Annotated in this window: 22 protein-coding genes and 1 tRNA gene; 13 read left to right on the top strand and 10 right to left on the bottom strand. The window is 70.2% G+C overall.

Annotated elements, in window-relative coordinates:
- Nucleotides 1-35 precede the first annotated feature (35 nt).
- The 3 genes from C9I47_RS02340 to C9I47_RS02330 all read right to left on the bottom strand — a co-directional run bounded on the left by C9I47_RS02340 (nucleotide 36) and on the right by C9I47_RS02330 (nucleotide 3,959).
- The gene (locus tag C9I47_RS02340) at nucleotides 36-1,241 is read right to left on the bottom strand and encodes a tyrosine-type recombinase/integrase (protein WP_111265314.1); all 1,206 of its coding nucleotides are present in this window, start codon (nucleotides 1,239-1,241) and stop codon (nucleotides 36-38) included.
- A 175-nt stretch (nucleotides 1,242-1,416) separates the two neighbouring features.
- Nucleotides 1,417-1,492: transfer RNA gene (locus C9I47_RS02335), tRNA-Ile, on the bottom strand.
- Between the two features lie 97 nt (nucleotides 1,493-1,589).
- Nucleotides 1,590-3,959, bottom strand: coding sequence for a GH92 family glycosyl hydrolase (locus tag C9I47_RS02330; RefSeq protein ID WP_111265313.1), 2,370 nt, complete (start codon nucleotides 3,957-3,959; stop codon nucleotides 1,590-1,592).
- A 198-nt stretch (nucleotides 3,960-4,157) separates the two neighbouring features.
- Here C9I47_RS02330 and C9I47_RS02325 point away from each other — a divergent pair, with 198 nt between their 5' ends.
- Together C9I47_RS02325 and C9I47_RS02320 are read left to right on the top strand one after the other, a co-directional pair.
- Nucleotides 4,158-4,541 carry a SnoaL-like domain-containing protein gene (locus C9I47_RS02325; RefSeq protein ID WP_111265312.1) on the top strand — a complete coding sequence of 128 codons (384 nt, stop codon included), beginning with the start codon at nucleotides 4,158-4,160 and terminating at the stop codon, nucleotides 4,539-4,541.
- A 170-nt stretch (nucleotides 4,542-4,711) separates the two neighbouring features.
- A complete protein-coding gene (locus C9I47_RS02320; protein WP_111265311.1) occupies nucleotides 4,712-5,260 on the top strand; it encodes a GrpB family protein in 549 nt (182 codons plus the stop codon).
- Between the two features lie 75 nt (nucleotides 5,261-5,335).
- On the opposite strand, the gene rpoD is transcribed toward C9I47_RS02320, so the two are convergent.
- Complete coding sequence (rpoD, locus tag C9I47_RS02315) at nucleotides 5,336-7,216, bottom strand: RNA polymerase sigma factor RpoD (protein ID WP_111265310.1); 1,881 nt, start codon at nucleotides 7,214-7,216, stop codon at nucleotides 5,336-5,338.
- 118 nt (nucleotides 7,217-7,334) lie between these two features.
- Entirely contained in the window at nucleotides 7,335-7,775 is a 441-nt protein-coding gene (gene dtd / locus C9I47_RS02310) for a D-aminoacyl-tRNA deacylase (RefSeq protein ID WP_111265309.1), read from the bottom strand.
- 127 nt (nucleotides 7,776-7,902) lie between these two features.
- Here dtd and C9I47_RS02305 point away from each other — a divergent pair, with 127 nt between their 5' ends.
- The 4 genes from C9I47_RS02305 to C9I47_RS02290 all read left to right on the top strand — a co-directional run bounded on the left by C9I47_RS02305 (nucleotide 7,903) and on the right by C9I47_RS02290 (nucleotide 12,470).
- A complete protein-coding gene (locus tag C9I47_RS02305) occupies nucleotides 7,903-8,829 on the top strand; it encodes a lauroyl acyltransferase (RefSeq protein ID WP_141481669.1) in 927 nt (308 codons plus the stop codon).
- A gap of 80 nt (nucleotides 8,830-8,909) precedes the next feature.
- Entirely contained in the window at nucleotides 8,910-10,385 is a 1,476-nt protein-coding gene (locus C9I47_RS02300; RefSeq protein WP_111265307.1) for an SEL1-like repeat protein, read from the top strand.
- Nucleotides 10,382-10,930, top strand: a complete 549-nt coding sequence (locus tag C9I47_RS02295; protein WP_111265306.1) for a PH domain-containing protein — start codon at nucleotides 10,382-10,384, stop codon at nucleotides 10,928-10,930. The genes C9I47_RS02300 and C9I47_RS02295 overlap by 4 nt, the downstream gene beginning before the upstream one ends.
- 22 nt (nucleotides 10,931-10,952) lie before the next feature.
- On the top strand, nucleotides 10,953-12,470 hold the full coding sequence (locus C9I47_RS02290; protein ID WP_111267909.1) for a PH domain-containing protein: 1,518 nt from the start codon (nucleotides 10,953-10,955) through the stop codon (nucleotides 12,468-12,470).
- 24 nt (nucleotides 12,471-12,494) lie between these two features.
- Here the strand turns inward: C9I47_RS02290 and C9I47_RS02285 are convergent, their stop codons facing one another.
- On the bottom strand, nucleotides 12,495-13,478 hold the full coding sequence (locus tag C9I47_RS02285) for a glycosyltransferase (RefSeq protein WP_145985404.1): 984 nt from the start codon (nucleotides 13,476-13,478) through the stop codon (nucleotides 12,495-12,497).
- A 164-nt stretch (nucleotides 13,479-13,642) separates the two neighbouring features.
- On the opposite strand from C9I47_RS02285, the gene C9I47_RS02280 reads away from it, so the two are divergent.
- Both C9I47_RS02280 and C9I47_RS02275 read left to right on the top strand, forming a co-directional pair.
- A complete protein-coding gene (locus C9I47_RS02280) occupies nucleotides 13,643-14,677 on the top strand; it encodes a hypothetical protein (RefSeq protein ID WP_111265304.1) in 1,035 nt (344 codons plus the stop codon).
- A gap of 75 nt (nucleotides 14,678-14,752) precedes the next feature.
- Nucleotides 14,753-15,532: a hypothetical protein gene (locus C9I47_RS02275; RefSeq protein ID WP_111265303.1), complete on the top strand. Its 780-nt coding sequence runs from the start codon at nucleotides 14,753-14,755 to the stop codon at nucleotides 15,530-15,532.
- Between the two features lie 12 nt (nucleotides 15,533-15,544).
- Here C9I47_RS02275 and C9I47_RS02270 read toward each other — a convergent pair whose 3' ends face one another.
- The 4 genes from C9I47_RS02270 to def form a co-directional block, all read right to left on the bottom strand.
- Nucleotides 15,545-17,284, bottom strand: a complete 1,740-nt coding sequence (locus C9I47_RS02270) for an ArnT family glycosyltransferase (RefSeq protein WP_111265302.1) — start codon at nucleotides 17,282-17,284, stop codon at nucleotides 15,545-15,547.
- Nucleotides 17,285-17,348: 64 nt separating this feature from the next.
- Nucleotides 17,349-18,752, bottom strand: coding sequence for a 16S rRNA (cytosine(967)-C(5))-methyltransferase RsmB (rsmB, locus tag C9I47_RS02265; protein ID WP_111265301.1), 1,404 nt, complete (start codon nucleotides 18,750-18,752; stop codon nucleotides 17,349-17,351).
- Nucleotides 18,753-18,820: 68 nt separating this feature from the next.
- Complete coding sequence (gene fmt / locus C9I47_RS02260; protein ID WP_111265300.1) at nucleotides 18,821-19,741, bottom strand: methionyl-tRNA formyltransferase; 921 nt, start codon at nucleotides 19,739-19,741, stop codon at nucleotides 18,821-18,823.
- Between the two features lie 117 nt (nucleotides 19,742-19,858).
- Nucleotides 19,859-20,371 (bottom strand): peptide deformylase, encoded by a 513-nt coding sequence (gene def, locus C9I47_RS02255; protein ID WP_111265299.1) that lies wholly within the window; start codon nucleotides 20,369-20,371, stop codon nucleotides 19,859-19,861.
- A gap of 176 nt (nucleotides 20,372-20,547) precedes the next feature.
- Between def and C9I47_RS02250 the strand changes: the two genes are divergently transcribed.
- The 5 genes from C9I47_RS02250 (at nucleotide 20,548) to C9I47_RS02230 (ending at nucleotide 25,467) form a co-directional block, all read left to right on the top strand.
- Complete coding sequence (locus tag C9I47_RS02250) at nucleotides 20,548-21,696, top strand: LysM peptidoglycan-binding domain-containing protein (RefSeq protein ID WP_111265298.1); 1,149 nt, start codon at nucleotides 20,548-20,550, stop codon at nucleotides 21,694-21,696.
- An 88-nt stretch (nucleotides 21,697-21,784) separates the two neighbouring features.
- Nucleotides 21,785-23,035 (top strand): DNA-processing protein DprA, encoded by a 1,251-nt coding sequence (dprA, locus tag C9I47_RS02245; RefSeq protein WP_111265297.1) that lies wholly within the window; start codon nucleotides 21,785-21,787, stop codon nucleotides 23,033-23,035.
- 90 nt (nucleotides 23,036-23,125) lie between these two features.
- Nucleotides 23,126-23,614 (top strand): DUF494 family protein, encoded by a 489-nt coding sequence (locus C9I47_RS02240; protein WP_111265296.1) that lies wholly within the window; start codon nucleotides 23,126-23,128, stop codon nucleotides 23,612-23,614.
- A 144-nt stretch (nucleotides 23,615-23,758) separates the two neighbouring features.
- On the top strand, nucleotides 23,759-24,460 hold the full coding sequence (locus C9I47_RS02235) for a GYF domain-containing protein (protein ID WP_111265295.1): 702 nt from the start codon (nucleotides 23,759-23,761) through the stop codon (nucleotides 24,458-24,460).
- Nucleotides 24,461-24,501: 41 nt separating this feature from the next.
- Nucleotides 24,502-25,467: an RDD family protein gene (locus tag C9I47_RS02230; RefSeq protein ID WP_111265294.1), complete on the top strand. Its 966-nt coding sequence runs from the start codon at nucleotides 24,502-24,504 to the stop codon at nucleotides 25,465-25,467.
- Nucleotides 25,468-25,613 lie beyond the last annotated feature (146 nt).

The raw sequence follows: 25,613 nt of genomic DNA, 5'->3' as shown, positions 1-25,613 counted from the left end.
CTCCTTCAATCCAGAGCTTACCCATGCGCTACTCTCTATTCAAAGGAGAGGACATTGCCTGAAACACCAACTCTCAGAGTGTCAAGATAGTCCGCCCAAGCCTGCATCATCTTGCCACGTTCATCCAGATGCGCAGTTCGGTTGTATGCACGCCCGTTCGGATCTTTGACTGCATGCGCCAACTGGTGTTCGATGAAATCCGGGCGAAAGCCCAGCACCTCATCCAACACAGTTCGCGCCATCGCGCGAAAGCCGTGACCACTTATCGTAGTTGAGTCGAACCCCAGCGTACGCAGCGCTGCGTTGATCGTGTTCTCGCTCATCGCTCCGCGAGGATTTCGAGCATTTGGGAACACAAACTCACCGCGCCCAGTGAGGGGCATCAACTCGCGCAGAATTTCCACCGCTTGTGATGCGAGCGGGACGATGTGCGGAGTATTCGTTTTACTGGCCGTATAGCGCCATTCCGCCACATCCAGGTCAATATCTGCCCAGCGAGCATTCCGTAACTCACCGGGACGTACAAACACCAATGGTGCAAGCCTCACCGCAGCCGAGACTACCGCCGTTCCTCGGTAGCCGTGAATTGCTCGTAGTAGCTCACCAATCCTAGCCGGATCGGTGACACTTGCGAAATGCATGGTTTGGGTCGACTGCAATGCACCCACTAGATCGGCAGCAGGGTTCGTTTTTGCGCGACCCGTGGCGATGGCATAGCGGAAAACCAGACCGGCATGACCACGCGCACGGTGCGCTGTTTCCACCACGCCCCTCCTTTCCAGCTTGCGCAACTCGCTCAGCAACACCGGCGCAGTTATAGCCGTAATGGGTAGATCAACTATCCCGGCCAGATTCTTTTGGACCAATCGGCGTTCACGCTTCACGGAGCCCGCACTAAGCCCCTCACGCGTGCGCTTCTCCAATAGCTCGGCAGCGACGGCTCCAAAGGTACTCTCGGCCTCTTCCACTTTGGCCGCTCGCTCAATACGCGCGACCACAGTAGGGTTCGCTCCGCCCCTCAGCAGCGTACGCAACCTGTCTCGCTCCGCGCGCGCCTCAGCCAGCGACACAGCCGGATACGCACCAACAGGAGCCATTGTTGCCTTGCCATTGTAGCGGTAGCGATAACGCCATAACTTCGCGCCACTTGGACGCACTTCGATACATAGACCATTGCTATCCGCCACACGGTAGACGCTAGCCTTCGATTTCAATGAGCGAATCTTGATATCCGTCAACATGTGAGTAACATTGATGTGAGTAACGGGGTTGACCGACCACTTCTTACTCACATCGTCACTCACTTTTTGCCAGGATGCAACCGGACTCGATCAGCCTCCACCAGACTAAAGTCGCTAGTTTTTCTAGTAGTTCCGGGGATTTACACCCTGAACTGGATGCATTGAGACTGTCATGTGGTGGGCCCACCAGGATTCGAACCTGGAACCAAAGGATTATGAGTCCTCTGCTCTAACCGTTGAGCTATAGGCCCCTGGCGGACGCCGACGAACGCGGCGGCCGGGGGCGCATCTTAGCAGCCGCGACGCGGGCCGCGCTGGCCTTCCGGCTGTATCCGTGGAGGCCCGGAATCAACGATGCGACATCGAATACGGCCGCTGCTCCGGCGCGCTCGCCCAGTCGGTGTCCGGAGTCGCCTGCATGCGGAAGCGCAGCTCGCCGCCGGCCATGATCTCCTCGTGGCGGATGAAGCTGCGTGGCAGCGGTTCGCCGTTGAGGGTGACCGCGCCGACGTAGCCGTGGCCCGGCTCCAGACCTTCGGCGACCACGGTGAAGCGGCGGCCGTTGGGCAGGTTGAGGGTCGCGCGCGGCAGGAACGGGCGGCCGATCACGTACTCGTTGCTGGCCGGCGCGACCGGGTAGAAGCCCAGCGCGGTGAACAGGTACCAGGCCGACATCTGGCCGAGGTCGTCGTTGCCGGCCAGGCCGTCCGGGGTCGGCTTGTACTGGGTCGCCATGATCCGCGCCAGGCGCTCCTGGCCGCGCCACGGCTGTCCGGCATGGGCATACAGATAAGCCAGATGGTGGCTGGGTTCGTTGCCGTGCGCGTACCAGCCGATCAGGCCGGTGATGTCCTCCATGTGGGCGAACACCGAGGGATCGACCTCGGCGTCGAACACCTGGTCGATCCGCTCGACCAGCTTCGCATCGCCGCCATGCGCGGCGATCAGCCCGGCCACGTCCTGCGGCACGTACCAGGAGTACTGCCAGGCGTTGCCCTCGGTGTAGTCGGTGCCGTAGCCGCTGGCGTCGGGGTCGAACGGCACCCGGAACCCGCCGTCGCGGTTGCGCGCGCGCATGAAGCCGGTTTCCGGGTCGAAGGCGTTGCGCCAGTTGCCGGCGCGTTTGTAGAAATCGCCCGCCACGTCCTCGCGTCCCATCGCCTCGGCCATGCGCGCGATGGTCCAGTCGTCGAAGGCGTATTCCAGCGTCTTGGAGGCGGCCTCGCCCTCCTCGTCGATCGGCACGTAGCCCAGCTCCATGTACTGGGCAAGGCCGTCGTAGGGGCCGTAGCTGGCGCTGGCCACCATCGCCTCCAACGCGGCGTCGGCGTCGTAGCCGCGGATGCCCTTGAGGTAGGCGTCGGCGATCACCGGCACCGCGTGGTAGCCGATCATGCACCAGGTCTCGTGACCGTGGAACGACCACACCGGCAGGATGCCGTACGGACTCTGCCGCTGCGCCGCCAGCAGCGAGCGGATGAAGTCGTTGTTGCGCCGCTGCGGCTGCACCAGGGTCAGCAGCGGATGCAGCGCGCGGTAGGTGTCCCACAGCGAGAATGTGGAGTGGTTCTGGAAACCCTCGGCAACATGGATCGCGTTGTCGGGACCGCGGTAGCGGCCGTCGGCGTCCATGAACAGGCTCGGCGCCTGCAGCGCGTGATAGAGCGCGGTGTAGGCGGCGGTGCGGTCGGCCTCGGGAGCGTCGATCTCGATCGCCGACAGCGCCTTCTTCCACTGTTCGCGCGCATCGGCGCGGACCCGGTCGAAGTCGAAGTCCGGCACCTCGGCGTCGAGGTTGGCGATCGCGCCCCGCTCGCTGACCGGGGAAATCGCGACCTTGACGATCAGCTCGCCGCCATCGGCGTCGGCGGGCCTGCCGAAGTCGAGCGCGGCGACCAGCTGGCGGCCCTCGATCTGCGCACGCTGGCGCGGGTCCTGGTGGCCGGGCGGCGGAAAGCCCTTGTAGAGCACGTCCTGCTCGGTGTCGTGGAAGGCATGGCCGGAGGGCGCGCGCGAGAAGCGCATCGCGAAGTGCAGCTCGCGCCCCGGCGCCCAACCGCGGGTCTTGCGGTAGCCGGTCACGGTGCCGTCGGGATGCATGCGCAGCCGCGACCACAACACCTTGCCCGGGTAGTCGTACATCGAGGTGCGCAGGTCGACCAGCAGGTGGGCGGGCTTGCCGGCCGGGAACCGGTAGCGGTGCACGCCGACCCGGGCGCTGGCGGTCAGCTCGGCGCGGATGCCGGTGTTGTCGAGGGTGACCGCGTAATAGCCCGGCTCGGCGATCTCGGTCTCATGGCTGAAACTCGCGGTATAGCCGCTGCCAGGGCGGTCGGGGTCGCCGCGCTCCAGGGTGATATCGCCGCTGACCGGCAACACCAGCACGTCGCCCAGATCGGAGTGGCCGGTGCCGGAGAAGTGGGTGTGCGAGAAGCCGACGATGCTGCGGTCGTCGTACCGGTAGCCGGCGGCCCAGCCGTAGGCGTCCTTGCGCGCCTGGATGCGGGTGTCGGGGCTGAGCTGGACCATGCCGAACGGGACCACCGCGCCGGGGAAGGTATGGCCCTCGCCACCGGTGCCGATGAAGGGGTCGACCGCGGCATAGGCACGGTCGGCCTCGCTCGCCGCGACCGGCGCTGTCACGGTCGCACCCGCCATCGCGCACAGCAACAACGGCAGCAACGGCATCCGGACGCGGGCACGCGGGTGGGTCGGCATCGCTTCTGGCTCCAGGGATTCAAGGGCGGAGATGGCTCGGAGAACCGATTTATATCGTTCTAAACGACCTTAGCATCGTCCCGGCCGCGACTCACGCCGCATCGCGACAGCGCGTGTTTCCGACCACCGGCGGCCTGCTGCCACGATGCTGGCAGCAGCCGGGACTAGGCTGGTCGTCCACCCACGCAGGAGCGCACCATGACCCCATCCACCCCCACCACCCAGGCGATCGCCGACCGCCTGGTCGCGCTGTGCCGCGAAGGCAAGTACGAACAGGCCCAGGACGAGCTGTACGCCGACGACGCGGCCAGCGTCGAGATGGCCGGCGCGGTCGGTTTCCCGGAGCGGGTCGAAGGCATCGCGGCGCTGCGCGAAAAGGGCCGCCAGTGGGCCGACAACATCGTCGAGATCCACGGCGGCAATGTCAGCGACCCGGTCGTCGCCGACGACTGGTTCAGCGTCGCGATGGGCATCGACGCGACCTACAGGGACCGCGGCCGGGTATCGAAGCAGGAGATCTGCGTGTACCGCGTGCGCGACGGCAAGATCGTCCACGAGCAGTTCTTCTACGACGCCGGCTGAGGCGGACCTCCGGCTGCGTGGCGGGGCCCCTGGTGGCGCGGGATGACCGTCGCAGCCATGGGCGCCGCCACGATCCGCTTCGAGCCCGGCGGACCGGCGCGACGGACCGGCGACCGGAAGCGATCGCCGGCGCATTGCCTCCCCCTCGCCTCGGCGGCATATTCGGCGCCATGAATGTCATCGTCGTCGCCCACGATCCGCGCTGGGCCCGCGATTTCGAGCGCGAATCCGAGGCCCTCCACGCGGCCTTGGACACCCCGCCGGTCGCGGTTCACCACATCGGCAGCACCGCGATCGCGGGCATCCTGGCCAAGCCCGTCGTCGACCTGCTCGGGGTCGTCGCCGACCTCGACCGCATCGATCGCTGCTCGGCGACGATGCGCGGTCTCGGCTACGAGGTGATGGGGCCGTACGGCATCGAAGGGCGGCGCTACTTCCGCAAGTCCGGCGCGGACGGACGCCGTACCCACCATCTGCACGTGTTCGCCGCCGGCTCGCCGCAGATCGAGCGGCACCTCGCCTTCCGCGACTATCTGCGCGAGCACCCGTCGAAGGCGGCCGAGTACTCCGCGCTCAAGGCCCGGCTCGCCGCCGACGGCGCGTCGATGGACGCCTACATCGAGGCCAAGGCGCCGTTCATCGCCGCCACCGACGCACTGGCGGTCGACTGGTACCGGCGCCGCGACTGCCGCGGCTCCGCCGGCACGTCGCCCGGGTGACGCGCGAGGGGCTGACGCGCGGGCAAAAAGAAGGCCCGCTCGGGGCGGGCCTTCGTTCGCGGAACGCGCTGCGGCTCAGTCGATATCGAGGAAGCTGCGCAGCTGTTCCGAACGGCTCGGGTGACGCAGCTTGCGCAGCGCCTTGGCCTCGATCTGGCGGATGCGCTCGCGGGTGACGTCGAACTGCTTGCCGACCTCCTCCAGGGTGTGGTCGGTGTTCATGTCGATGCCGAAGCGCATGCGCAGGACCTTGGCCTCGCGCGGGGTCAGCCCGGCGAGCACGTCGCGGACGGTCTCGGACAGGTTGATGTTGGTGGTCGCGTCGATCGGGGACTCGGCATTGGTGTCCTCGATGAAGTCGCCCAGATGGCTGTCCTCGTCGTCGCCGATCGGGGTTTCCATCGAGATCGGCTCCTTGGCGATCTTCATCACCTTGCGGATCTTGTCCTCGGGCATGTCCATCTCCTTGGCCAATTCCTCCGGCGTGGCCTCGCGGCCGTACTGCTGGAGCATCTGGCGGGAGATGCGGTTGAGCTTGTTGATCGTCTCGATCATGTGCACCGGGATGCGGATGGTGCGCGCCTGGTCGGCGATCGAGCGGGTGATCGCCTGGCGGATCCACCAGGTCGCGTAGGTCGAGAACTTGAAGCCGCGGCGGTGCTCGAACTTGTCGACCGCCTTCATCAGGCCGATGTTGCCCTCCTGGATCAGGTCCAGGAACTGCAGGCCGCGGTTGGTGTACTTCTTGGCGATCGAGATCACCAGGCGCAGGTTGGCCTCGACCATTTCCTTCTTGGCCTTGCGCGCCTTGGCTTCGCCGTAGGCCATCGCCCGGCTGATTTCCTTGAGGTCGGCCAGGGTCAGCCGCATCGACTTCTCCAGGTCGATGGTCGCCTGCTGCTCGGCGACGATCTGGTCCTTGACCTCGCGCAGGCCCGAGGCCCACTTCTGCTTGCGCTTGAGCAGCTCGTCGACCCAGCCCAGGTTGGTCTGGTTGCCTTCCCACGCGCGGATGAAGTCCTTGCGCGGCATCTTGGCGACGCGGGTGGCCAGCTCGAGGATGCGGCGCTCGTGGCGCTTCACCTGCATGACCACGTCGCGCAGGTTGTTGACCAGCACGTCGGTCAGCGGCAGCGGCAGCTTCAGGGTGATGAAGGTGGCCGCCATTTCCTCGCGCAGCTTGATCACGGTCTTGTGGCTGGGACCGTGCTTGGCGTAGGCCTTCTCGAACTTGGCGTAGTTCTCGACGATCGAGCCCAGGCGCGCGTCGACCTCGGCCGGATCGGGGCCGGTCGGCGCGTCCTCGTTGGAGTCGCTGTCGTCGTCGTCGTCGTCGCTGTCGTCGTCGTCGTCGCTGTCGTCGTCGTTGCTGTTGTCGGGCAGCTCCTCGCCGTTGCGCAGCGCCTCTTCCTGCTGCTGCTCCTCGAGCAGCTCGTCGTTGAATCCGACGACGAGCTCGGCCAGGCGCTTGCGGCTTTCCTTGTACTCGGCGTAGTCGGCGAGGATCAGCTCGATGGTGGACGGGAACAGGCCCAGCGAGGCCTGGACCTGCGACAGGCCGTCCTCGATGCGCTTGGCGATCGCGATCTCGCCCTCGCGGGTCAGCAGCTCGACCGTGCCCATCTCGCGCATGTACATGCGCACCGGGTCGGTGGTGCGGCCGCCCTCGGTGTCGAGGCCGGTCAGCGCCGCGGCCGCTTCTTCGGCGGCGGTGTCGTCGACGTCGCGATTGCTGCCTTCGCCGGTGATCAGCAGGGTCTCGGCATCGGGGGCAACCTCGTGCACCTCGATACCCATGCCGTTGATCATGCCGATGATGTCTTCGATCTGCTCCGGATCGACGATGTCGTCGGGCAGATGATCGTTGACCTCGGCATAGGTCAGATAGCCCTGTTCCAGGCCCTTGCTGATCAGCTGCTTGATGTCGGACTGAGGGGCCTGACGTTCGTTGGCCATAGGGCTCGCCACCGCGGAAGAAGGAGAATAGGGAACGCTCCAGTATACCAGCCCGGCGCCGACCTTGCCGGCACAGGGGGATGAAGACCGCCTACCGCTCGCCACCTGGCGACCGGTATCAGGCTTTCAGCAGGAACGTGACCGGGCCGTCGTTGACCAGGCTGACCTCCATATGGGCACCGAACCGCCCGGTTTCCACCCCCCCGGGGTGTTTTTCCCGACAGATCGCCACCAACCCGCTGAATATCCGTTCAGCCTCGGCCGGCGCGGCGGCGGTCGAGAAACCCGGGCGCAGGCCGCTGCGGGTGTCGGCGGCCAGGGTGAACTGGCTGACCAGCAACAGGCCGCCACCGGTCTGGGCCAGGCCCAGGTTCATCCGGCCGTCGGCATCGGCGAACACCCGGTAGTTCAGCAACCGCTCGGCGATGCGGCGGACCTGGGCCTCGCCATCGCCCGGCTCGACCCCGACCAGGGCCAGCAGGCCGGGCCCGATCGCGCCGACGGTTTCGCCTTCGACCTTGACGCTGGCTTCGGTGACGCGCTGGATCAGGGCAAGCAAGGTGGAGGAGTGAGAGTGTGGAGGTGAGACGCTAGAGTACAGGCAATCGCTTCGCCCAATTGCTTCGCCAGCTCCGCGCCGCGGCCTTTCTCCCGCTTCTCACTCCTACCCACTCACTCCTGTCTCCGTGGCCAAGTTCGCCGCCCACCTGCTCTACTTCCTCGCCGCAGCGATCGGACGCCTGCCCTGGCCTTGGCTGATGCGCCTGGGCGACGGCCTGGCCGCGTTGTGGCTGCGCCTGGACGCCCGCGAAAGCCGGGTCGCCCGCCGCAACCTCGAGCTGGCCTACCCGGACCTGCTGCCGGCCGAGCGCGCGCAATGGCACCGCCAGATCCTGCGCACCACCGCGCGCCAGGCGCTGGAGACCGTGCGGCTGTGGACGCGCCCGCACGCGCGCAACCTGCGCAGCATCCGCCACAGCCACGGCACCGAACTGTTCGATGCCGCGATCGCCGCCGGCAACGGGGTGATCGTCGCCGCGCCGCACCACGGCAACTGGGAATTGCTGAACCAGTGGCTGGCCCAGCGCACCGCGCTGGCGATCCTGTACCGGCCGCCGGAATCGGCGATCGGCGAGGCCTTCCTCAACCGGGTCCGCGCCGCCCACGGCGACGCCGCCGACCGGGTCACCCAGATCCGCGCCGAGGGGCCGGCGGTGCGCCAGCTGTTCAAGCGCCTGGGCGGCGGCGGCGTGGTCGGCATCCTGCCCGACCAGCAACCCAAGGCCGGCGACGGCGAATTCGCGCCGTTCTTCGGGGTGGAGGCGTTCACCATGACCCTGCTCGGCCGGCTCGCCCAGCGTACCGGCGCGACCGTGCTGTTCGCCTGGTGCGAGCGCGTCGATACCCAGGCCGACGGCCCCGGCTTCGCCCTGCACGTCGAGGCCGCGCCGGCGGACATCGCCGCGGCCGACCCCCGGGTCGCGGTGGCCGCGCTCAACCGCTGCGTCGAGCGCATCGCCCGCCGCGATCCGGCCCAATACCAGTGGACCTACAAACGCTATACCCTCAGGCCGCCGGGTTCGGGCGAAAGGAATCCGTACAAGACCGGCTGACCCGGCGCGTGCGGGCCCGATCGCGCGCGCCGCCCGGTCGACCACGATCGAAAGGACGGTCCAATCCAGGGAGGGAATCGATGCACCGCAGACACCTCGGGCCCGTCGCACTCTGGCTGGCCCTCGCCGCGTTCCCGGCATCGGCCGGCGCAGCCGCAGAGCCGGCCCCGGCGGCCACCACCGCGGCGATGGAGGCGGTCAAACAGGCCTGGGAAGGCTTTCGCGCCGGCCATGCAACACGCAACGACCGGATCGCCGACCTGGTGGCCGATTCCACGGTCCGTCACTACGCCTTCCTGCGCGATGCGGCGCGCTTCGCCTCGGCCGAACAGGTCGACCGCCTGCCTTCGGCCGACCGGTTCGTCGTCTACGGCCTGCGCAGCATGCGCGAGGAGGTCGACCTGGCCGCGCTGGACGGGCGCGACACCTATCGGCTGTGCGTCCGCAGCGGCCTGTGCAGCGCGCTCGTCAGGCACAAGGGCATCACGTTGCGGCCATTGCTCCGGGTCACCCTGATCTGGTCGGACCTGGCGATGGGCGAGCTCGCGGCGCCCGCCGAGGATCACTACAGGTTCGGCCCGTCGCTCGTCCTCGAGCGGGGCCGGTGGCGTCCGCGGCCGGAAGGGTTCGTGAACGAACTTTCGCGATTGCTCGACAAGGAAGCCGGGGCCGATGGCGGCGAGGCGAAGTTGATGGAACATCTGCTCGACCATGCGTCGGGTACCGAGAAGCGCTCCACACCCGTTTTCAGCGACCACAAGCGGCCGCTCGTCGACGATGCCCAGGCCCGCGCCCGGCTCGACCGGGCCTGGCCGGACTACGGGTACCGCACCCGCGTGCACGCCGCGGCCACCCGCACCCTGGCCGGGTACGGCGAGGCGCGCGCGCAGTGGATATACGGCAACCTGCTCTACAGCGGCGACCAGTCGGCGCAGGTGCCGCACGACCCGCAAAGCGGTCTGGAAATGCTCGAAGCCGCGAGCGCCAATGGCCATGCGGAAGCGGCGATGGATGTGGTGCGGATACGACTCGCCACCGACGCGGTCGACACCGCACCGACGCCGGAGGCGATACGCGACACGTTGCCCCACCTGCAACGCGCCGCGCAGGCCGGGCTTCCGCTGGCGATGGCGCTCTACGGCCAGTTCCACGCCGACGGCACGGCGGGGCTGGAACAGAATTGCACCACCGGCGCGCAGTGGATGGCCAGGGCCGAGAACGCCGGCTTCGAAGCGGCGCGCAACGACCGCATCTGGATACTGGCGACCTGCCCGATCGCCGACCAGCGCGACCCGGCCGCGGCCCTCGCACTGGCCCGGCCCATGATCGACCGCCGCGACGAACTGGAGGCCGCCAAACTCGATACCCTGGCCGCAGCCTTCGCCGCCAACGAGGACTTCCGGCAGGCGGTCGAATACCAGCGCGAGGCCCTCACCGGGCTCGACGATGTCGACATACCGCCCGAGGAACGCAAGAAAATGCGGGCACGGCTGACCCTGTACCAGTCCGGCCGCGCCTACGTCGAACACGAGCCCGCCCACCCCACCGACCGATGAACACGCCCGCCGAAACCGCCTTCGATCGCGAACACGACCCCGCCCCCGTACCGGAACCCCGGGACTGGAATCCCCTGCCCGCGCGTGCGCGCCCGCTGTTCCTGCTCGGCGGCGCGATCTCGTTCGGCGGCCTGGGCCTGATCGCCGGCAGCGTGGCCGGGCTGGTGGCCGCCAGCGAGATCGACCAGTGGCCGCGCCTGTACGTGCTGATCGCGGCGATCGCCGCGATTGCGCTGCCGGCGGCGCTGTTCGGCGTCTGGTTCGGCCACAAGAACCACCGCTTCACCCGCTGGCGCCTCGACGGCCACGGACTCGCGGTGCGGCGCGGCCGGCTGTGGCAGCGCGAGACCCGGGTGCCGACCACCCGCGTGCAGCACCTGGACCTCAGGCGCGGTCCGCTGCAGCGGCGCCGCGCGCTGGCGACCCTGGTGGTGCACACCGCCGGCACCGCGCACAGCTCGGTCAGCGTCCCCAACCTCGACCTGGACGACGCCGAAGCCCTGCGCGACCACCTCGGCCGCCAGATCGACCACGATGACGACTGAGCCCGCAACCGTGCCGACGCCGATGCCGCCGGCGGCACCGGACGCGACCGCGCAGGACGCCGACCGGCGCCTGCACCCGATGTCGTGGCTGTTCGTGCTGGCCCAGCAGCTGAAGTCGTTCATCGTGCCGCTCGCCCTGATGCTGCTGTTCGGCAGGGGCGAGGGCCACATGTACCAGTTGTGGGGCCTGGTCGGCGTCGGCGTCCTGGTCGCGCTGTCGCTGTGGCAGTACTTCACCTACCGCTACGGGATCGTCGACGACGCCCTGGTGGTGCGCAGCGGGCGGCTGGAGCGCAGCCTGCGGGTGATCCCGTTCGCGCGCATCCACAACGTGGCGCTGCAGCAGACCCTGCTGCACCGGGTGTTCGGTGTCGCCGAGGTGCGGCTGGAGTCGGCCGGCGGACAGAAACCGGAGGCGGAGATGCGGGTGCTCAAGCTCGGCGACGCGCTCGCGCTGGAAGTGCTGATCCGCCAGCGCGGCCGCGCCGTCGACGGCGCGGCGGAGGAATCCCGGGAGGCCGCGCCCCGGCCGCTGCTGACGCTGCCGCTGGGCGAGCTGGTGCGGCTGGGCCTGATCTCCAACCGCGGCATGGTCGTGGTCGCGGCGGCGATGGCGGCGCTGAGCCAGTTCGGGCCCGAGGACGCGGTCGAGGACTACCTGGAGAAGCAGGCCGAGCAGGACCTGCGCGTGGCCGCGGTCTGGGCCGACAACCATCACCTGGGCGCGGCCGACTACGCGATCGGCGCGGCGATGGTGCTGCTGGCGCTGATCGTGCTGGTGCGGCTGTTGTCGATCGCGTTGGCGCTGCTGCAGTTCCACGGCTTCACCCTCAGCGAGCGTGGCCGGCGGCTGACCGTCGAACGCGGCCTGCTGGCGCGCTGGCGCACCAGCGTGCCGCGCCGTCGCATCCAGTCCTGGACCCTGCGCGAGAGCCTGCTGCACCGGCTGTTCCGCCGTCGCAGCCTGGACGTCGACACCGCGGTCTCCGCGCACAGCCAGCAACAACGCGCATTGCGGGAGCTGGCCCCGATCGCGACGCCGGACGCCTGCGACGCGCTGGTCGACCACCTGCTGCCGAAGGCCGGCTGGACCGCGCTGGCGTGGCGGGCGGTGCCGGACGTGGCCTGGTGGCGACTGTTCCTGCCCTCGCTGCCGATCACCCTGCTGCTGACGGCGCTCGCCTGCTGGCGGTTCGGCTACTGGGGCCTGCTGGTCCTGTTGTGGCTGCCGGTGGCGGCATTCAAGGCACGCCAGCTCGCGCGGCGGATCGGCTATGCGCTGGGCGAGGAGCTGGTCGCGGTACGCGAAGGCTGGTGGAGCCGGCACTGGCGCTTCGCCGAGATCGACAAGCTGCAGGCGCTGCAACTGGTGCGGACGCCGCTGGACCGCCACTTCGGCACCGCGACGCTGAAGCTCGACACCGCCGGCGCCGGCACCATGGCGCCGCCGCTGCGGATCCGCTTCCTGCCCGAGGCCGACGCCCGCGCGCTGTACCAGCGCCTCGCCCACGCCCTCGCGCAGCGCCCATTGCACTGGTAGGGGCGGGCGCCGCGCCGCGGACGCTCAGCCCTTGCCGTGCAGGGCCCGCCGCAGCCGCATCGACAGATCGCGCGCGCGCCGACGCCATCCCGGAGCCGGCCGTCCGGCCAGCTGCCGCGCGCGTGGCTCCAGCACGTCTTCGATCAGCAGCCTCCAGCGCCCGGCGGTGGCCGCGTCGGTGAACCCGGCGCCGCGGCGCAGGCCATTGTCGACCATCGCCCGGTACAGACCCGGATCGTCGAGCAGGCGTCCGATCTCCACCATCGCCGCGTCCGGACCGTCGACCTCGATGAAGTCCAGCGGCCCCTCGCGCAACTCGCGGTAACCGGACTCCGGCCCGAGCAGGGCCGGCACCCCGGCCAGCCAGGCATTGAACAGCTTCCACGCCGGCTTGTTGCGCACCAGCCGGGCGCCGCTGGGCCGGGTCGCCAGCAGCAGGTCGACCTCGCGGAAATCGTGGTAGTCGGGCGGCGTGCCGTCGGCGGCCGCCGCATGGCACTGGAACCGCAGGCCATGACGATCGAGGAACTCCAGCCACGCCGCTTCGTTGAACCCCGGATGCAGGTTCCGCGGGGTCCCCGGATACAGGATCGTGCGCGGACGGTCGCCGCGCGCGGGGTCGCGCGCGACCAGCCCCGGCTGCGACCAGTGCGGCACGTGCAGGGCACGCCGACCATCGGCCGACTCGGCGTTCTGCACCACTTCGACATCGGCGAAACCGACCGGATGGCGATCGCTGCGCACCGCCACCAGCAGCGCGCGGCTGCGGTTGCGCCGGCAGCGCCGCCAGAGCGCGCGCTTGTCGCCGGCGTAGAACAGCACCGGCCCGGTCGCGGGCACATCGTTGTCCAGCCGCACGTCGAGCCCGGCCGCACGCAGCCGCAGGTAGCTGAGCACGATCCAGTAGTGCTCGCCGAGCACCAGCCGCTGCGGTTCGCGATCGGGATCGAGTGCGCGCCAGTCGGCCAGCGCCGCGTCCGGCACGTCGAGGAAGAAGGTCGTCGTCACGGCGGCACGCTGCACCTTGTTTGGAAGCGGGCTGGATTGGAGCAGGCTTGACTGGAACGGACGGCAGGCCGGAGCAGCAGGTCCGGCGCGGCGCGGCATGGCCCGGACGCGCGGACCGCCCGGTATACTGCCACCGCCTTCTTTCGCCGAGCAAGCAAGCGCCGATGCCACGACGCGTACTGTTCATTCCGGTCAGCGGCGGGCGCGGCGGCGGCGAGTTGCAACGCAGCCTGATCCTGGCGCGAACCCTGCGCGCGCAGGGCGGCGATACCGACATCCGCTTCCTGGCCCACGCACAGGCGCCGTTCCCGTGCGAGGAGTTCCAACGGACGCCGTTGCCGGGCTCGCCGACCCGCAGCGAACCCGAGGTCATCGCGGCGATCGCCGACTTCGCCCCCGACCTGTGCGTGTTCGACAGCACCCTGCGGATGTCGGCGCTGCGTGCGGCGCGCGCGGCCGGCAGCCGCACCGCCTACCTCAGCGTCAGGCCCAACTCGCGCTGGCGTGGACTGGATCCGCGCAAGCGCACCCTGCTCGACGCGCACTGGATACTCGCCCCCGAACGCCTCGGCGCCGCGCCGCCCTGGCCGGAACGGCTCGGCCGCTGGTTGCTGCGGCGGACCCGGTTCGAGTACTTCAATGCCGTGTTCGAGGCGCCCGATACCGCGGCGGCCTCGCGCCTGCTCGCCGAACATGGCCTGGCACCCGGCCGGTACATGCTCGCCTGCCCGGGCGGCGCCGGCTACACGGTGGATGGCCTGGCCCCGGTGCCGTTGCTGGCGGAAGCCGGCTCGGCCCTGCGCACGACGCTGCCGGTGCTGGTGGTCGATCCCGGCGATCACGCCCTGCCGGCCGGCTGGATCGGTCTGCCGCGCATGCCCAACCGGATCCTGATGGGCCTGGTCGAGGGCGCGCGACTGAACGTGGTCAACGGCGGCGGCACGCTGGTGCAGGCCCTGACCCTGGGCGCACCGTGCCTGGCGATACCGATGCAAGAGGAACAGGCGCAGCGGATCGCCGCGTTCGCCGCCCGCGACGCGGTCCTGACCTGCGCCGCGGAACGCACGGCGATCGCCACCGCCTGGCAGGACGCGGCGGATGCCGACCTGGACGGTCTGCGCGGCCGCGCGCGCGCGCTGGGCCTGCGCAACGACGCGTCGACGATCGCCCAGCGCATCCAGGCGATGCTCGCCCGCTGAGCCGCGCGCCGGGATTTCGCCGCCCCACTCGGGCTATGCTTGCGGTTTGAGACCCGCCCAGGCCGCGAACCACGCATGACCGCTCCCGTCAACGTAATCTGCATGAAATGGGGGGCGATGTACGGACCCGAGTACGTCAACCGCCTCTATGCGGGCGTGCGACGCCACCTGTCGCGGCCGCACCGCTTCGTCTGCTTCACCGACACCGACGAAGGGCTGGCGCCGGGCATCGAGGCGATGCCGCTGCCGCCGCTGGGCCTGCCGGCCGGTCACAACGACCGCCGCTGGCAGAAGCTGGCGGTGTTCGGCCACCCGTTGGCCGACCTGCAGGGCCCGACCCTGTTCCTGGACCTGGACCTGGTGGTGGTCGACTCGCTGGACCCGTTCTTCGACCTGCCCGGCCGCTTCCACATCATCCGCGACGCCGACCTGTTCAAGCGCAAGCTCAGGCGCAAGCTCAATCCGCAGCGCGACCGCTTCCTGCAGATGATCGGCAACTCCTCGGTGTTCCGCTTCGAGGTCGGCCAGCACGCCTACATCCTCGACAACTTCGTCGCCGATCCCGACGCGGCGACGCGGCAGTACCCGATGTCGCAGCAGTACCAGAGCGCTCAGCTGGAGGCGCACGGCGAACTGGAATACTGGCCGCGCGGCTGGTGCGTGAGCTTCAAGAACGACTGCATCGCGCCGTTCCCGCGCAACTACTTCAGCGATCCGAAACTGCCTTCCGGGGCCCGGATCGTGGTGTTCGCCGGACGCCTGAAGATGTCGGAGGTCGTCGCCGGCGGCGGCCACCGACTGCACCGGCGCATCGGCAACGTCGACTGGCTCAGGCAGGCCTGGATCGATCCCTGAGCGACGGCCCGCCTAGCCGCCGTCGTCGGCGTCCTCATCCTCGCCACCGGCTCCGGGCACGCTCAGCCCGCCCGCGCAACCGCCCCAGGCCCCGGCGCGCAGCAACCACCAGTTGCGTCGATTGGCGCTGCCGGCCAGTCGCCCGTGCGAACGGTCCGCGCATTCGGGCAACGCCGACTCCCGCACCAGCAGCCAACGTGTGTCCGGCGCCTGCGCCTGCCAGGCGATCGCACGCTCCAGCTGCACCTGGCGGGACTGGAGGAATCCGAACTCGACGACCTCGCGGTCGGCCATCAGCAGGTTCTGCTCCTTCCAGGCGACCAGACCCAGTTCGGCATCGGCACCGATCGCTTCCCCCACCGTGCGCATCAGCCCGCGCGCCGAGCTGGCGTCGTTGAACAACGGATAGCCGAACAGGCTCACCCCGACCCACAACCCGGCCAGGGTCCAGGCCAGCGCAAGCTCGCCGCGCGCGACCCGCCACCACGCCAGCGCCGCCCCACCGAACGAGGCGATCGCCAGCATCAGCCAGCCGACCGCGTCGCCGCCGTGGGCGACGCCGCGCGCGGCCTCGAACTTCTGCTCGAAGGCCGGCTCGGAGAACGCCAGCGCCGCGCCGACCGCAGCGAACGCCAGCACCAGCAGCAGGGCGAAGCCGAAGCCCAGCCGGCGCGGCCACGGCCGCTCCAGCACCCCGGCCAGATACGGCCCCATCGCCAGGCACAGCATCGGCAGCGCCGGCAGGATGTAGACCTCGCGCTTGCCGCTGCTGAGGCTGAAGAACAGCACCACCAGCAGCACCCAGGCCAGCGGCAGCAGAATGCGCGGATCGCGCGCGCGCAGCGCGGTGCACCACGGCCGCAGCATCCACGGCAGCGCCAGAACCGTCGGCAGCCACTGGCTCAGGATCACCTTGCCGAAGTACCAGAACGGCTGATGGTGGTGCCACGGGTCGACGTAGCGCTTGGCGGTCTGCCGGAACAGGATGTTGTCGGCATAGGCCTGCAGCGCCGGATCGCCGCTGGCATGCACGGCCATCAGCATCGGCAGCAGCCAGGCCGCCAGCGGCAGCAGCAACGCCAGCGGCCCCAGCCAGAAGCGCGGCCCGCGCATCGCCGCGATGCCGTCCCAGCCGCGCCAGCGCGCCCAGGCTGCCGGCAGCAACACCAGCAGGGCGACCACGCCCACCCCCTTGCTGATCACGCCCAGCCCGGCCGCGAACCAGCCCAGCATCCACCAGCGCGCGTCCGGCCCCTGCAACAGGTGGCGCAGCAGCGCGTACACCGACAGGGTGATGAAGAAGGTGACCGTCGGATCGATCTGCGCACGCTTGGCCTGCCAGGTGAACTGCAGCGCGAACAGCAGCGCCCATGCGGCGTATGCGCCGGCCTGTTCCGACCACAGCCGGCGTCCGAGGTCGCGCACCAGCCACAGGGTGCCCAGCGCCGCCAGCAGCGAGGGCAGCAGGAAGGCCAGCCGCAGGTTGCCCGACAACGCATAGAACACCGCCTGCAACCACATGAACAACGGCGGCTTGTCCGGGTACAGCTCGCCGCCGCGGTGCGGGAACAGCCAGTCGCCGCTCTCGACCATATGCTTGGCGACCAGGGCGAAGCGCGGCTCGTCGGCCGGCCACGGGTCGCGCAGCCCCAGGCCGGCGCCCAGGACCAGCAGCGCGGCGATCCAGAACAGGCTGGAAGCATTGAGCCAGGGGGCGCGGCGCGGATCGCCGGCAAGAGCGGTGCGAATCATGGCCGGCATGATACGGGCCGGCGACGACACTCTTGTCGGAAAAATGTCGTAGTGCGACGGCCTGTCAGGCCTTGCGCAAACGCGCGTAGAAGAAGCCGTCGCCGCCGCCCTCGCCCGGCAGCCGCTGGCGGCCGGGCCCGCTGATCTCGCCCAGCGCCGCCGGCAACGATTCGGCACTGGCATCGGCGGTGCGCGCGAGGAAGGCCTCGACCTGATCGGCGTTCTCGGCCTTGAGGATCGAACAGGTCGCATAGACCAGTGCGCCACCGGGGCGCAGCGTGGTCCACAGCGCATCCAGCAGTCGCGCCTGCAGCGCCACCAGCGCCTCGACATCGCTCGCGCGCCGGTGCAGACGCACGTCCGGCTGGCGGCGGACGATGCCGGTGGCCGAACACGGCGCATCGAGCAGGATCGCGTCGAAGGCCTGGCCGTCCCACCAGTCGGCGACCGCGGTCGCGTCGGCGGCGAGCAGGCGCGCCTCCAGGTCCGGGTGCAGACGTTGCAGGGTGTCTCGGACCCGCGCCAGGCGCCGCTGGTCGACGTCCAGCGCGGTCACCCGCAGCGACGGTTCCGACTCCAGCAGATGCGCGGTCTTGCCGCCGGGCGCGGCGCAGGCATCGAGCACCCGGTCGCCGGCGGCGGGCGCCAGCAATCCGGCCACGCATTGCGCCGACAGGTCCTGCACCGACACCGCACCGTCGGCGAAACCCGGCAGCGCCGCCACCGGCATCGAAGCCTCCAGGCGCAGCGCGTCGGCGGCGTCGGCACTGGCGGTCGCGGCGATGCCGGCCTCGCGCAGGCGTTCGAGATAGGCGTCGCGGCTGCCGCGCCGACGATTGACCCGCAACCACAACGGCGGCTCGGCGACACTGGCGGCGAACACCGCCGCGGCCTGTTCCGGCCAGTCCTCACGGATGCGGCTGCGCAGCCACTGCGGCCAGTCGTCGGCCGGATCGCCGGCGGGCAGGCCATCGCGCTGGGCGCGCCGCAGCAACGCGTTGACCAGGCCGGCCTGGTGACGACGGCCGAGCAGGCGCGTGGCCTCGACGGTGGCGGCCAGCGCCGCGTGCGCGGGCAGGCGCAACGGATCGAGCTGGGCGAATCCCAGGTACAGCAGTGCGCGCAGCTCGCCGTCGCGGCGTCCGGGCGGCTTCGGCATCCACGCCGCCAGCGCCGCGGCGTAGCGGCCGGGCTGGCGCAGCACGGCGAAGCACAGGGTCTCGACCAGGGCGCGGTCGCGCGGATCCTCCAGTCCCGGCAACGCCCCGGCCAGCTCGGCCCGCAACGAGCGGCCACGGTGCAGGACCGCGTCGAGGACCCGCGCGGCGCAGGCACGCGCCGCCGCGCCGCTGCCGGCCGGCGCCGACGGCGCGCGGTCCCGCGCGGCCGGCTTGCGCGCGGCCGGCCGATTGGCGGCGGCGGCGCCCGGCGACCGTGGGCGGCGTCCTGGCGGTGGCGTATGGGTCATCGGCTCGACTCGTTGAGGACAGGGACCGTGGCGGCGCATCGCGGCCACGGGCGGGCGTCACCGGCCCGCTACGCGCGCAGCAGCTCCTGCCGCGCGTTGAGGAAATCGGCCGCGGTGATCGCCTTGCCGCCGTCGCGCTGCAGGGTGCGGATGCGCAGCACGCCTTCGCCGCAGGCCACGTCGAGCCCCTCGCGACCGGCGCGCAGCAGGGTGCCCGGCACCGCATCGTGCGCCTGATCCAGCGCGACCGCGCCGTGGATGCGCAGGCGCTCGCCGGCCAGTTGGCATTCGGCCACCGGCCACGGATTGAACGCGCGCACGGTGTCGGCCAGCGCGACCGCCGGGCGGCTCCAGTCGAGCCGCGCCTCGCCCTTGTCGAGCTTGTGCGCGTAGGTCACGCCCTCCTCGGGCTGCGGCTGCGGCACCGGCAGGATGCCCGCACGCAGCAGGCCCAGGCCGTCGGCCAGGACCTGCGCACCGAGCATCGACAGGCGGTCGTGCAACTGCCCGCCGGTCTCCTCGGCACCGATGGACAGGGACTGCGACAGCAGCACCGGACCGGTGTCCAGGCCCTTCTCCATCCGCATCAGGCAGACCCCGCTTTCGCGGTCGCCGGCCTGGATCGCGCGCTGGATCGGCGCCGCGCCGCGCCAGCGCGGCAGCAGCGAGGCATGCACGTTCCAGCAGCCATGGGCGGGGATGTCGAGCACCGACTGCGGCAGGATCAGGCCGTAGGCGACCACCACCATCAGGTCCGGCTGCAGCGCGCGCAGGGTCGCCTTGGACGCGGCGCTGCGGAAGTTCTCCGGCTGCTCCACCGCAATGCCCAGCTCCTGCGCCACCCGCTTGACCGGCGACGGTGCCAGCCCACGGCCCCGGCCGGCCGGACGGTCGGGCTGGGTGTAGACGGCGACGACCTCGCCATGACGGGCGGCGGCGCGCAGGCAGGGAACGGCGAAGTCGGGGGTGCCGGCGAAGACGATTCTCATGCGGAACAACCGGAAAGGGGGGCGTGCAGCCTACGCACAATCGCCGCGATCGGCACGCGTCCGCTCGACCGGCCCGAAGCCCGCGCGCCGGTGCCGGTCACCGCCGCCCCGCCGCGGTCAGGCCGCGTTGCGGCGCGCCTTGGCCAGCTTCTTGCGGACCATCTCGCGCTTGAGCGGCGACAGATAGTCGACGAACAACTTGCCCAGCAGGTGGTCCATCTCGTGCTGGATGCACACCGCCAGCACGCCGTCGGCTTCCAGCGTCTGCGGCTTGGCGTCGCGATCGAGGTAGTTGACGGTGATGCGGTCGGCGCGGGTCACGTCGGCGAAGATGCCGGGTACCGACAGGCAGCCTTCCTGGTAGACCTGCTCGCCGTCGTGGGCGGTGATCTCGGGATTGATGAAGACCATCGGCCGGTCGCGCTCCTCGCTGACGTCTATCACCATGAAGCGCTGGTGCACGTCGACCTGACTCGCCGCCAGGCCGATGCCCGGCGCTTCGTACATGGTCTCGAACATGTCGTCGAGCAGTTGCTGGAACTCCGGCGTGGTCACGCGGGCGGGATCGACCGGCGTGGCGACGGTGCGCAGCCGGGAATCGGGAAATTCGAGAATGGGAAGCTGTGCCATGACGATAGAAAAATGGGGGCGCCTGTCACAGAGGCAAGCAGGACATGGATTGTAACGCCGATATTGGGCGCTCGGGGCTTGCAACCCCGCGTAACTTCTGGGCTATAGTGCCGTTGGCCCTCGCCGGGGAACGGCGCGCGGGCAAACCTGCAAGGGGAATCAGGTAGATGGCTGCCATGTTTAAACCGATTCGCGCGGTTGTTGCCGCTGCGTTGTTCACGATCGCCACCTATGGCCTCGCGGCCGAAATGCGAGGCGATCACCCCGACACCTATGTCGTGAAGCGGGGCGATACCCTCTGGGACATCGCCGGCAAATTTCTGCAGAAGCCCTGGCTGTGGCCGGAGATCTGGCAGGCCAATCCGCAGATCCGCAACCCGCATCTGATCTATCCGGGCGACGTGATCTCGCTGGCCTACCTCAACCGGGTCGGCGTCGAGCCGGGCCCGCGCCAGGAAGCGCCGATCACCGGCGTGCCGCTGGCCGATGTCGAGGCCTTCCTGAAGGATCTCAGCGTCGTCGACAGCATCGAGGGCATGCCCTACGTGGTCGGCCTGGAGGAGGACCGCCTGCGCGGCGCCGAGGGCCAGGCGATCTACGTCTCCGGCCTGGACAACGCCCAGCCGGGCGAGCGCTACTCGGTGGTGCGCCCGACCCAGCGCTACACCCATCTGGACCGCACCGCCTGCTGCGACCGCTTCCACAGCGACGATCTCGACTTCCGCGGCAAGCGCCACCACATCGACTTCGAGCGGGCCTGGAGCGACGCGTTCACGCCCGACAACGGCAGCGAGATGCTCGGCTACGAGCTGCACAAGCTGACCACCGCGACGGTCAGCCGCGGCCTGGTCGAGGGTGTCGAGGTGGTGACCCTGGTGGTCGACGACACCGGTCGCGAGATCCGCGCCGGCGACCGGCTGGTGCCGGTGCAGGCGCAGCCCTACGACCTGCAGTTCTTCCCGCACGCACCGACGCAGACCTTCGAATACGGCCGCGCCCGCATCCTGGCGGTCGCCGACGCCATCAAGTACGGCGGTCGCCGCGACGTGGTCGCGCTGTCGGTCGGCGCCCGCGACGGCATCGACAACGGCACCGTGTTCTCCAGCTGGCGCGAGGGCAGCAACGCGGTCGACCGGGTCAAGATCGGCACCAACCGCAGCGAGTACCTGGTCGGCGACAGCAGCCGTGCCCGCCTGCCCGACGAGTTCGCCGGTCACATCATGGTGTTCCGCACCTTCGACAAGGTCAGCTACGGCCTGGTCATGGACGGCATCCGTCCGGTCAAGGTCGGCCACCACCTCAAGCACCCGGACGCGACCCACTGAGCGGGTCGCGGCAGGATCGGAAGTTTCCGATCCGGACACTGGACGGCGCCCGAGGGCGCCGTCTTCGTTTGTGGCCCAGGCTCGGGTCATGGATGCGATCGAACCCCGCCCCGCCCGCTCCGGCGGGGCCACGCCCGCGGCCCCACGGCTGACGGAGCGGCACCACGCCCTGCTGCGCCTGCTGGACTGTGGCGGACCCACTGCGCCACGCCGCGCCCTGCTCGAACGCTGCGGCGGCCCGCTCGTGGCGCTGTCCGCCGGGGCGCCGCTGTGGCGGGCCTGCGGTCTGAGCGACAGGCAGGTCGCCGCGCTGCGACGGCCATCCTCGCCCGCCCTCGCCAGCGCGCTCGAGTGGCTGCGCACGCCCGGCCACCACCTGCTCGGCTGGCACGACCCGGACTATCCGCCGCTGCTGCGACGGGCCGCGTCGCCGCCCCTCGCCCTGTTCGTCGCCGGCGACCCGCTCCTGCTCTGGTATCCGGCGGTGGCGGTGGTCGGCAGCCGCCGCCCCACCCCCGGCGGCCGCGACAACGCCCACCGGTTCGCCACCGCCCTGGCCCACGCCGGACTGGCGATCGCCAGCGGCCTGGCCCATGGCATCGACACCGCCGCGCACACCGCCGCGCTGGAGGCCGGTGCCGCCACCATCGCGGTACTGGGCACCGGTCCCGACATGCCCTACCCCCGCGCCAACACCGGCCTGCACGCCCGCATCGCCGCCGCCGGGGCGGTGGTCAGCGAGCACCTGCCGGGGACCGGCCCGCGGCGGGAACACTTCCCGCGCCGCAACCGCATCCTGGCCGGGCTCACGCTCGGCACCGTGGTGGTGGAGGCGGCACGGCGCTCCGGCGCGCTGATCACCGCGCGGCTGGCGGCCGAGGCCGGCCGCGAGGTGTTCGCGCTGCCCGGATCGGTCCACAACCCGATGGCCGCCGGCTGCCACCGGCTGATCCGCGACGGCGCCGCCCTGGTCGAGCACCCCGACGAGGTGACCGCCGCGCTCGGAGCGCTGGCCGCGGCCCTGGCCGGCGACCTGCGGCAACGTCTTGAACCGACGCCCGCCGCCCCCACATCCGGAGGCCGCGCCGGCGTCCATGCCGCTGTCACGGGGCCGGGCGATGATGCCTGGCGGGCCGCCCCGCGGCTGGGTCTCACCCACCCGCGCGACGGCCACGACCACAACAAATTGTGGGAGGCACTGGGGCACGACCCCATCGGTATGGATCAACTGGTCGAGCGCAGTGGATTGACGACCGCCCAAGTGTCCTCCATGCTGCTGCTCATGGAGCTTGATGGACGCGTGACGGTGCAGCATGGCCGGTACTTCCGAAGCCACTGAACGGACACGGTCGGTACCCCCGCCGCGTCGGTGCACAAACCGGCGATTCATCCTGACCCAACGCGCCGCGTGCGGCGCAGGCTGAGGGAAATGAAAGAAAGCATCCTGGACGTCCTGCTGTACCTGTTCGAGCACTACTTCACCCACGAGGCGGACCTGGTCCGCGACCGCGACTCCCTCACCGGCGGCCCCCTGTTCGAGGAACTCGGACAGGCCGGCTTCAGCCCCGCCGAGATCAACAAGGCCTTCGAATGGCTCGACGCGCTGGCCCGCCAGCGCCCCAGTGCCGCGGTCGCGCGCGCCGACGGCCCGACCCGGGTCTACGCCGCGCCCGAGCTCGACCGCCTGGACACCGACTGCCGTGGCTTCCTGCTGTTCCTGGAGCAGCACGGCATCCTCGACGCCGGCCAGCGCGAGCTGGTGCTCGACCGCGCGATGGCGCTGGACCAGGACGAGGTCGACCTGGACGACCTGAAATGGGTCGTGCTGATGGTGCTGTTCAACCAGCCCGGCGCCGAGGCCGCCTACGCCTGGATGGAGACGCAGATCTTCGCCGACGAGCCCGAACCGGTGCACTGACACCGGCCGCGGTCGGCACGGCGCCCCCACTCGCGCCGGCATCGGGGAGGATGCCGGCGACGCGCGCCACCGCCGCATGGCACCATTGGCGCCAGCAGTGAGGCGCGCCGATAGCGGACGTTGGAAGAAGATCAGGGGAAATCGATGACTCAGTGGTACTACAACGACCCGGCCCGCGGCCAGGTCGGCCCGCTCGACGGCGACCGTCTGCGCGAGGCCTGGCAGCGCCGCGAACTGGCCGCCGACACCCTCGCCTGGCGCGAAGGGATGAGCCAGTGGCAGCCGCTGTCGCAGCTGATGGACGAACTCGGGCTCGACGCCGCCGGCGGCGCCGCGGTGCCGCCGCCACTGCCCGGCGCGGCGCCCGCCCCGCGCACGGGCCTGTCCGGCTGCGCGATCGTCGCGATCATCGGCGCGGTCCTGCTGGTGCCGCTACTGGGCATCCTCGCCGCGATCGCAATCCCGGCCTACCAGGACTACACGATCCGTGCCCGGGTGGCGCAGGCGCTGATCGTCGCCGAACCGCTGAAGGCCAACGTCGCCGCCTTTGCCGCGAGCGAAGGCCGCTGCCCGCTCAATGGCGAGGGCGGCCTGGGCGAGGCCGAGGACTATGCCGGCAACGGCCTGGCCGCGATCCACGCCGGCCCGTTCGGCGACAACGGCCACTGCGCGCTGGAGCTGGAATTCGATGGCACTGGAACCTCGATCGACGGCAGCACCCTGCTGCTGGAGGCGCGCTCCGGCATCGACGGCGACAACGACTGGGATTGGCGGTGCGGCAGCGACAGCCTCAAGCACGGACGCCTGCCGCGGCACTGCCGCGACGACGACGCGGACGCCTACTGAGCGGCCCGCCACCACAACGGAACCGGATGGATACGACAACGATGAGCCAGTGGTACTACAGCGACGCGATGAACCGCCGGCAGGGCCCGGTCGATACCGACACCCTTGCCGGACTGCACCGTGACGGCCGGATCGGACCGGACACCCTGGTCTGGCGCGATGGCATGGACAACTGGCAACGCTGGCGCAGTGTCTGGACCGAGGTCCTGCCCGAGCCGGCCCGGGAGCAGGCGCCCGCCGCGGTCGCCATGGCCGCCGGAGCCGCAGCCACCCCCGCCACCCTCGCCGACGGCGCCAATCCCTACGAGGTCGTCGAGCCCAGCGCCCCGCCGACCTCGCCCTACGCACCGCCGGCCTCGCACCTGACCGAGCACGACGACTTCCAGTCCGGCGGCGAGGTCGTCTACGCCGGCTTCTGGAAGCGCTTCGCGGCCCTGGCGATCGACAACTTCCTGATCGGCATCGTCTACTACATGATCGTCATCGTGGCGACGATCGCGCTCGGGGTCGGTCTCGGCGCGATGGGCGGCGGCGACCCATCGTCGATTGGCGGCTTCTTCGGCCTGATGGCGGTGATCTACCTCGCCTATCCGCTGCTGAGCGCGCTCTACTACGTCGGCTTCGAATCCTCGTCCAAGCAGGCCACGCTGGGCAAGATGGCGATCGGCATCAAGGTCACCGACGACGGCGGGCGCCGGCTCAGCCGCGGCCGCGCCCTGGGCCGCTGGGCATCGCACATGCTGTGCTACTTCACGATCTACATCGGCTACGTGATGGCCGCCTTCACCGACCGCAAGCGCGGCCTGCACGACATGGTCGCCGGCACCCTGGTGGTCGACCGCTGGGCCTATACCGCCTCACCGCAGCTGCAGCGGCGCGAGCTGGGCGCGGTGACCATCGTGATCATCTCGCTGGCCGCGCTGATGGTGGTGGGCTACGCGGTCGTCCTGCTCGCGATCGCGCTGCCGGCCTACCAGGACTTCACCCAGCGCGCCGCCGGTGTCTGAACTGCCGCCGTCCGCGGCCTGCCGGGGCCCCCGTGCTTGACAGCATCGCCCCTGGCATGATTCCACTATTAATAAGGAACATCCCCCAGCGCCCGCGGCCTTGCCGCGGGCGTCGCCTTCTTTGCTGTATACACGTGCGGGGCCTG

This window comes from Marilutibacter maris, from assembly GCF_003233695.1.
GTDB lineage: Bacteria > Pseudomonadota > Gammaproteobacteria > Xanthomonadales > Xanthomonadaceae > Marilutibacter > Marilutibacter maris.
The sequence above is the reverse complement of the archived record's forward strand: the minus strand, read 5'-3'. Positions and strand labels throughout refer to the sequence as shown.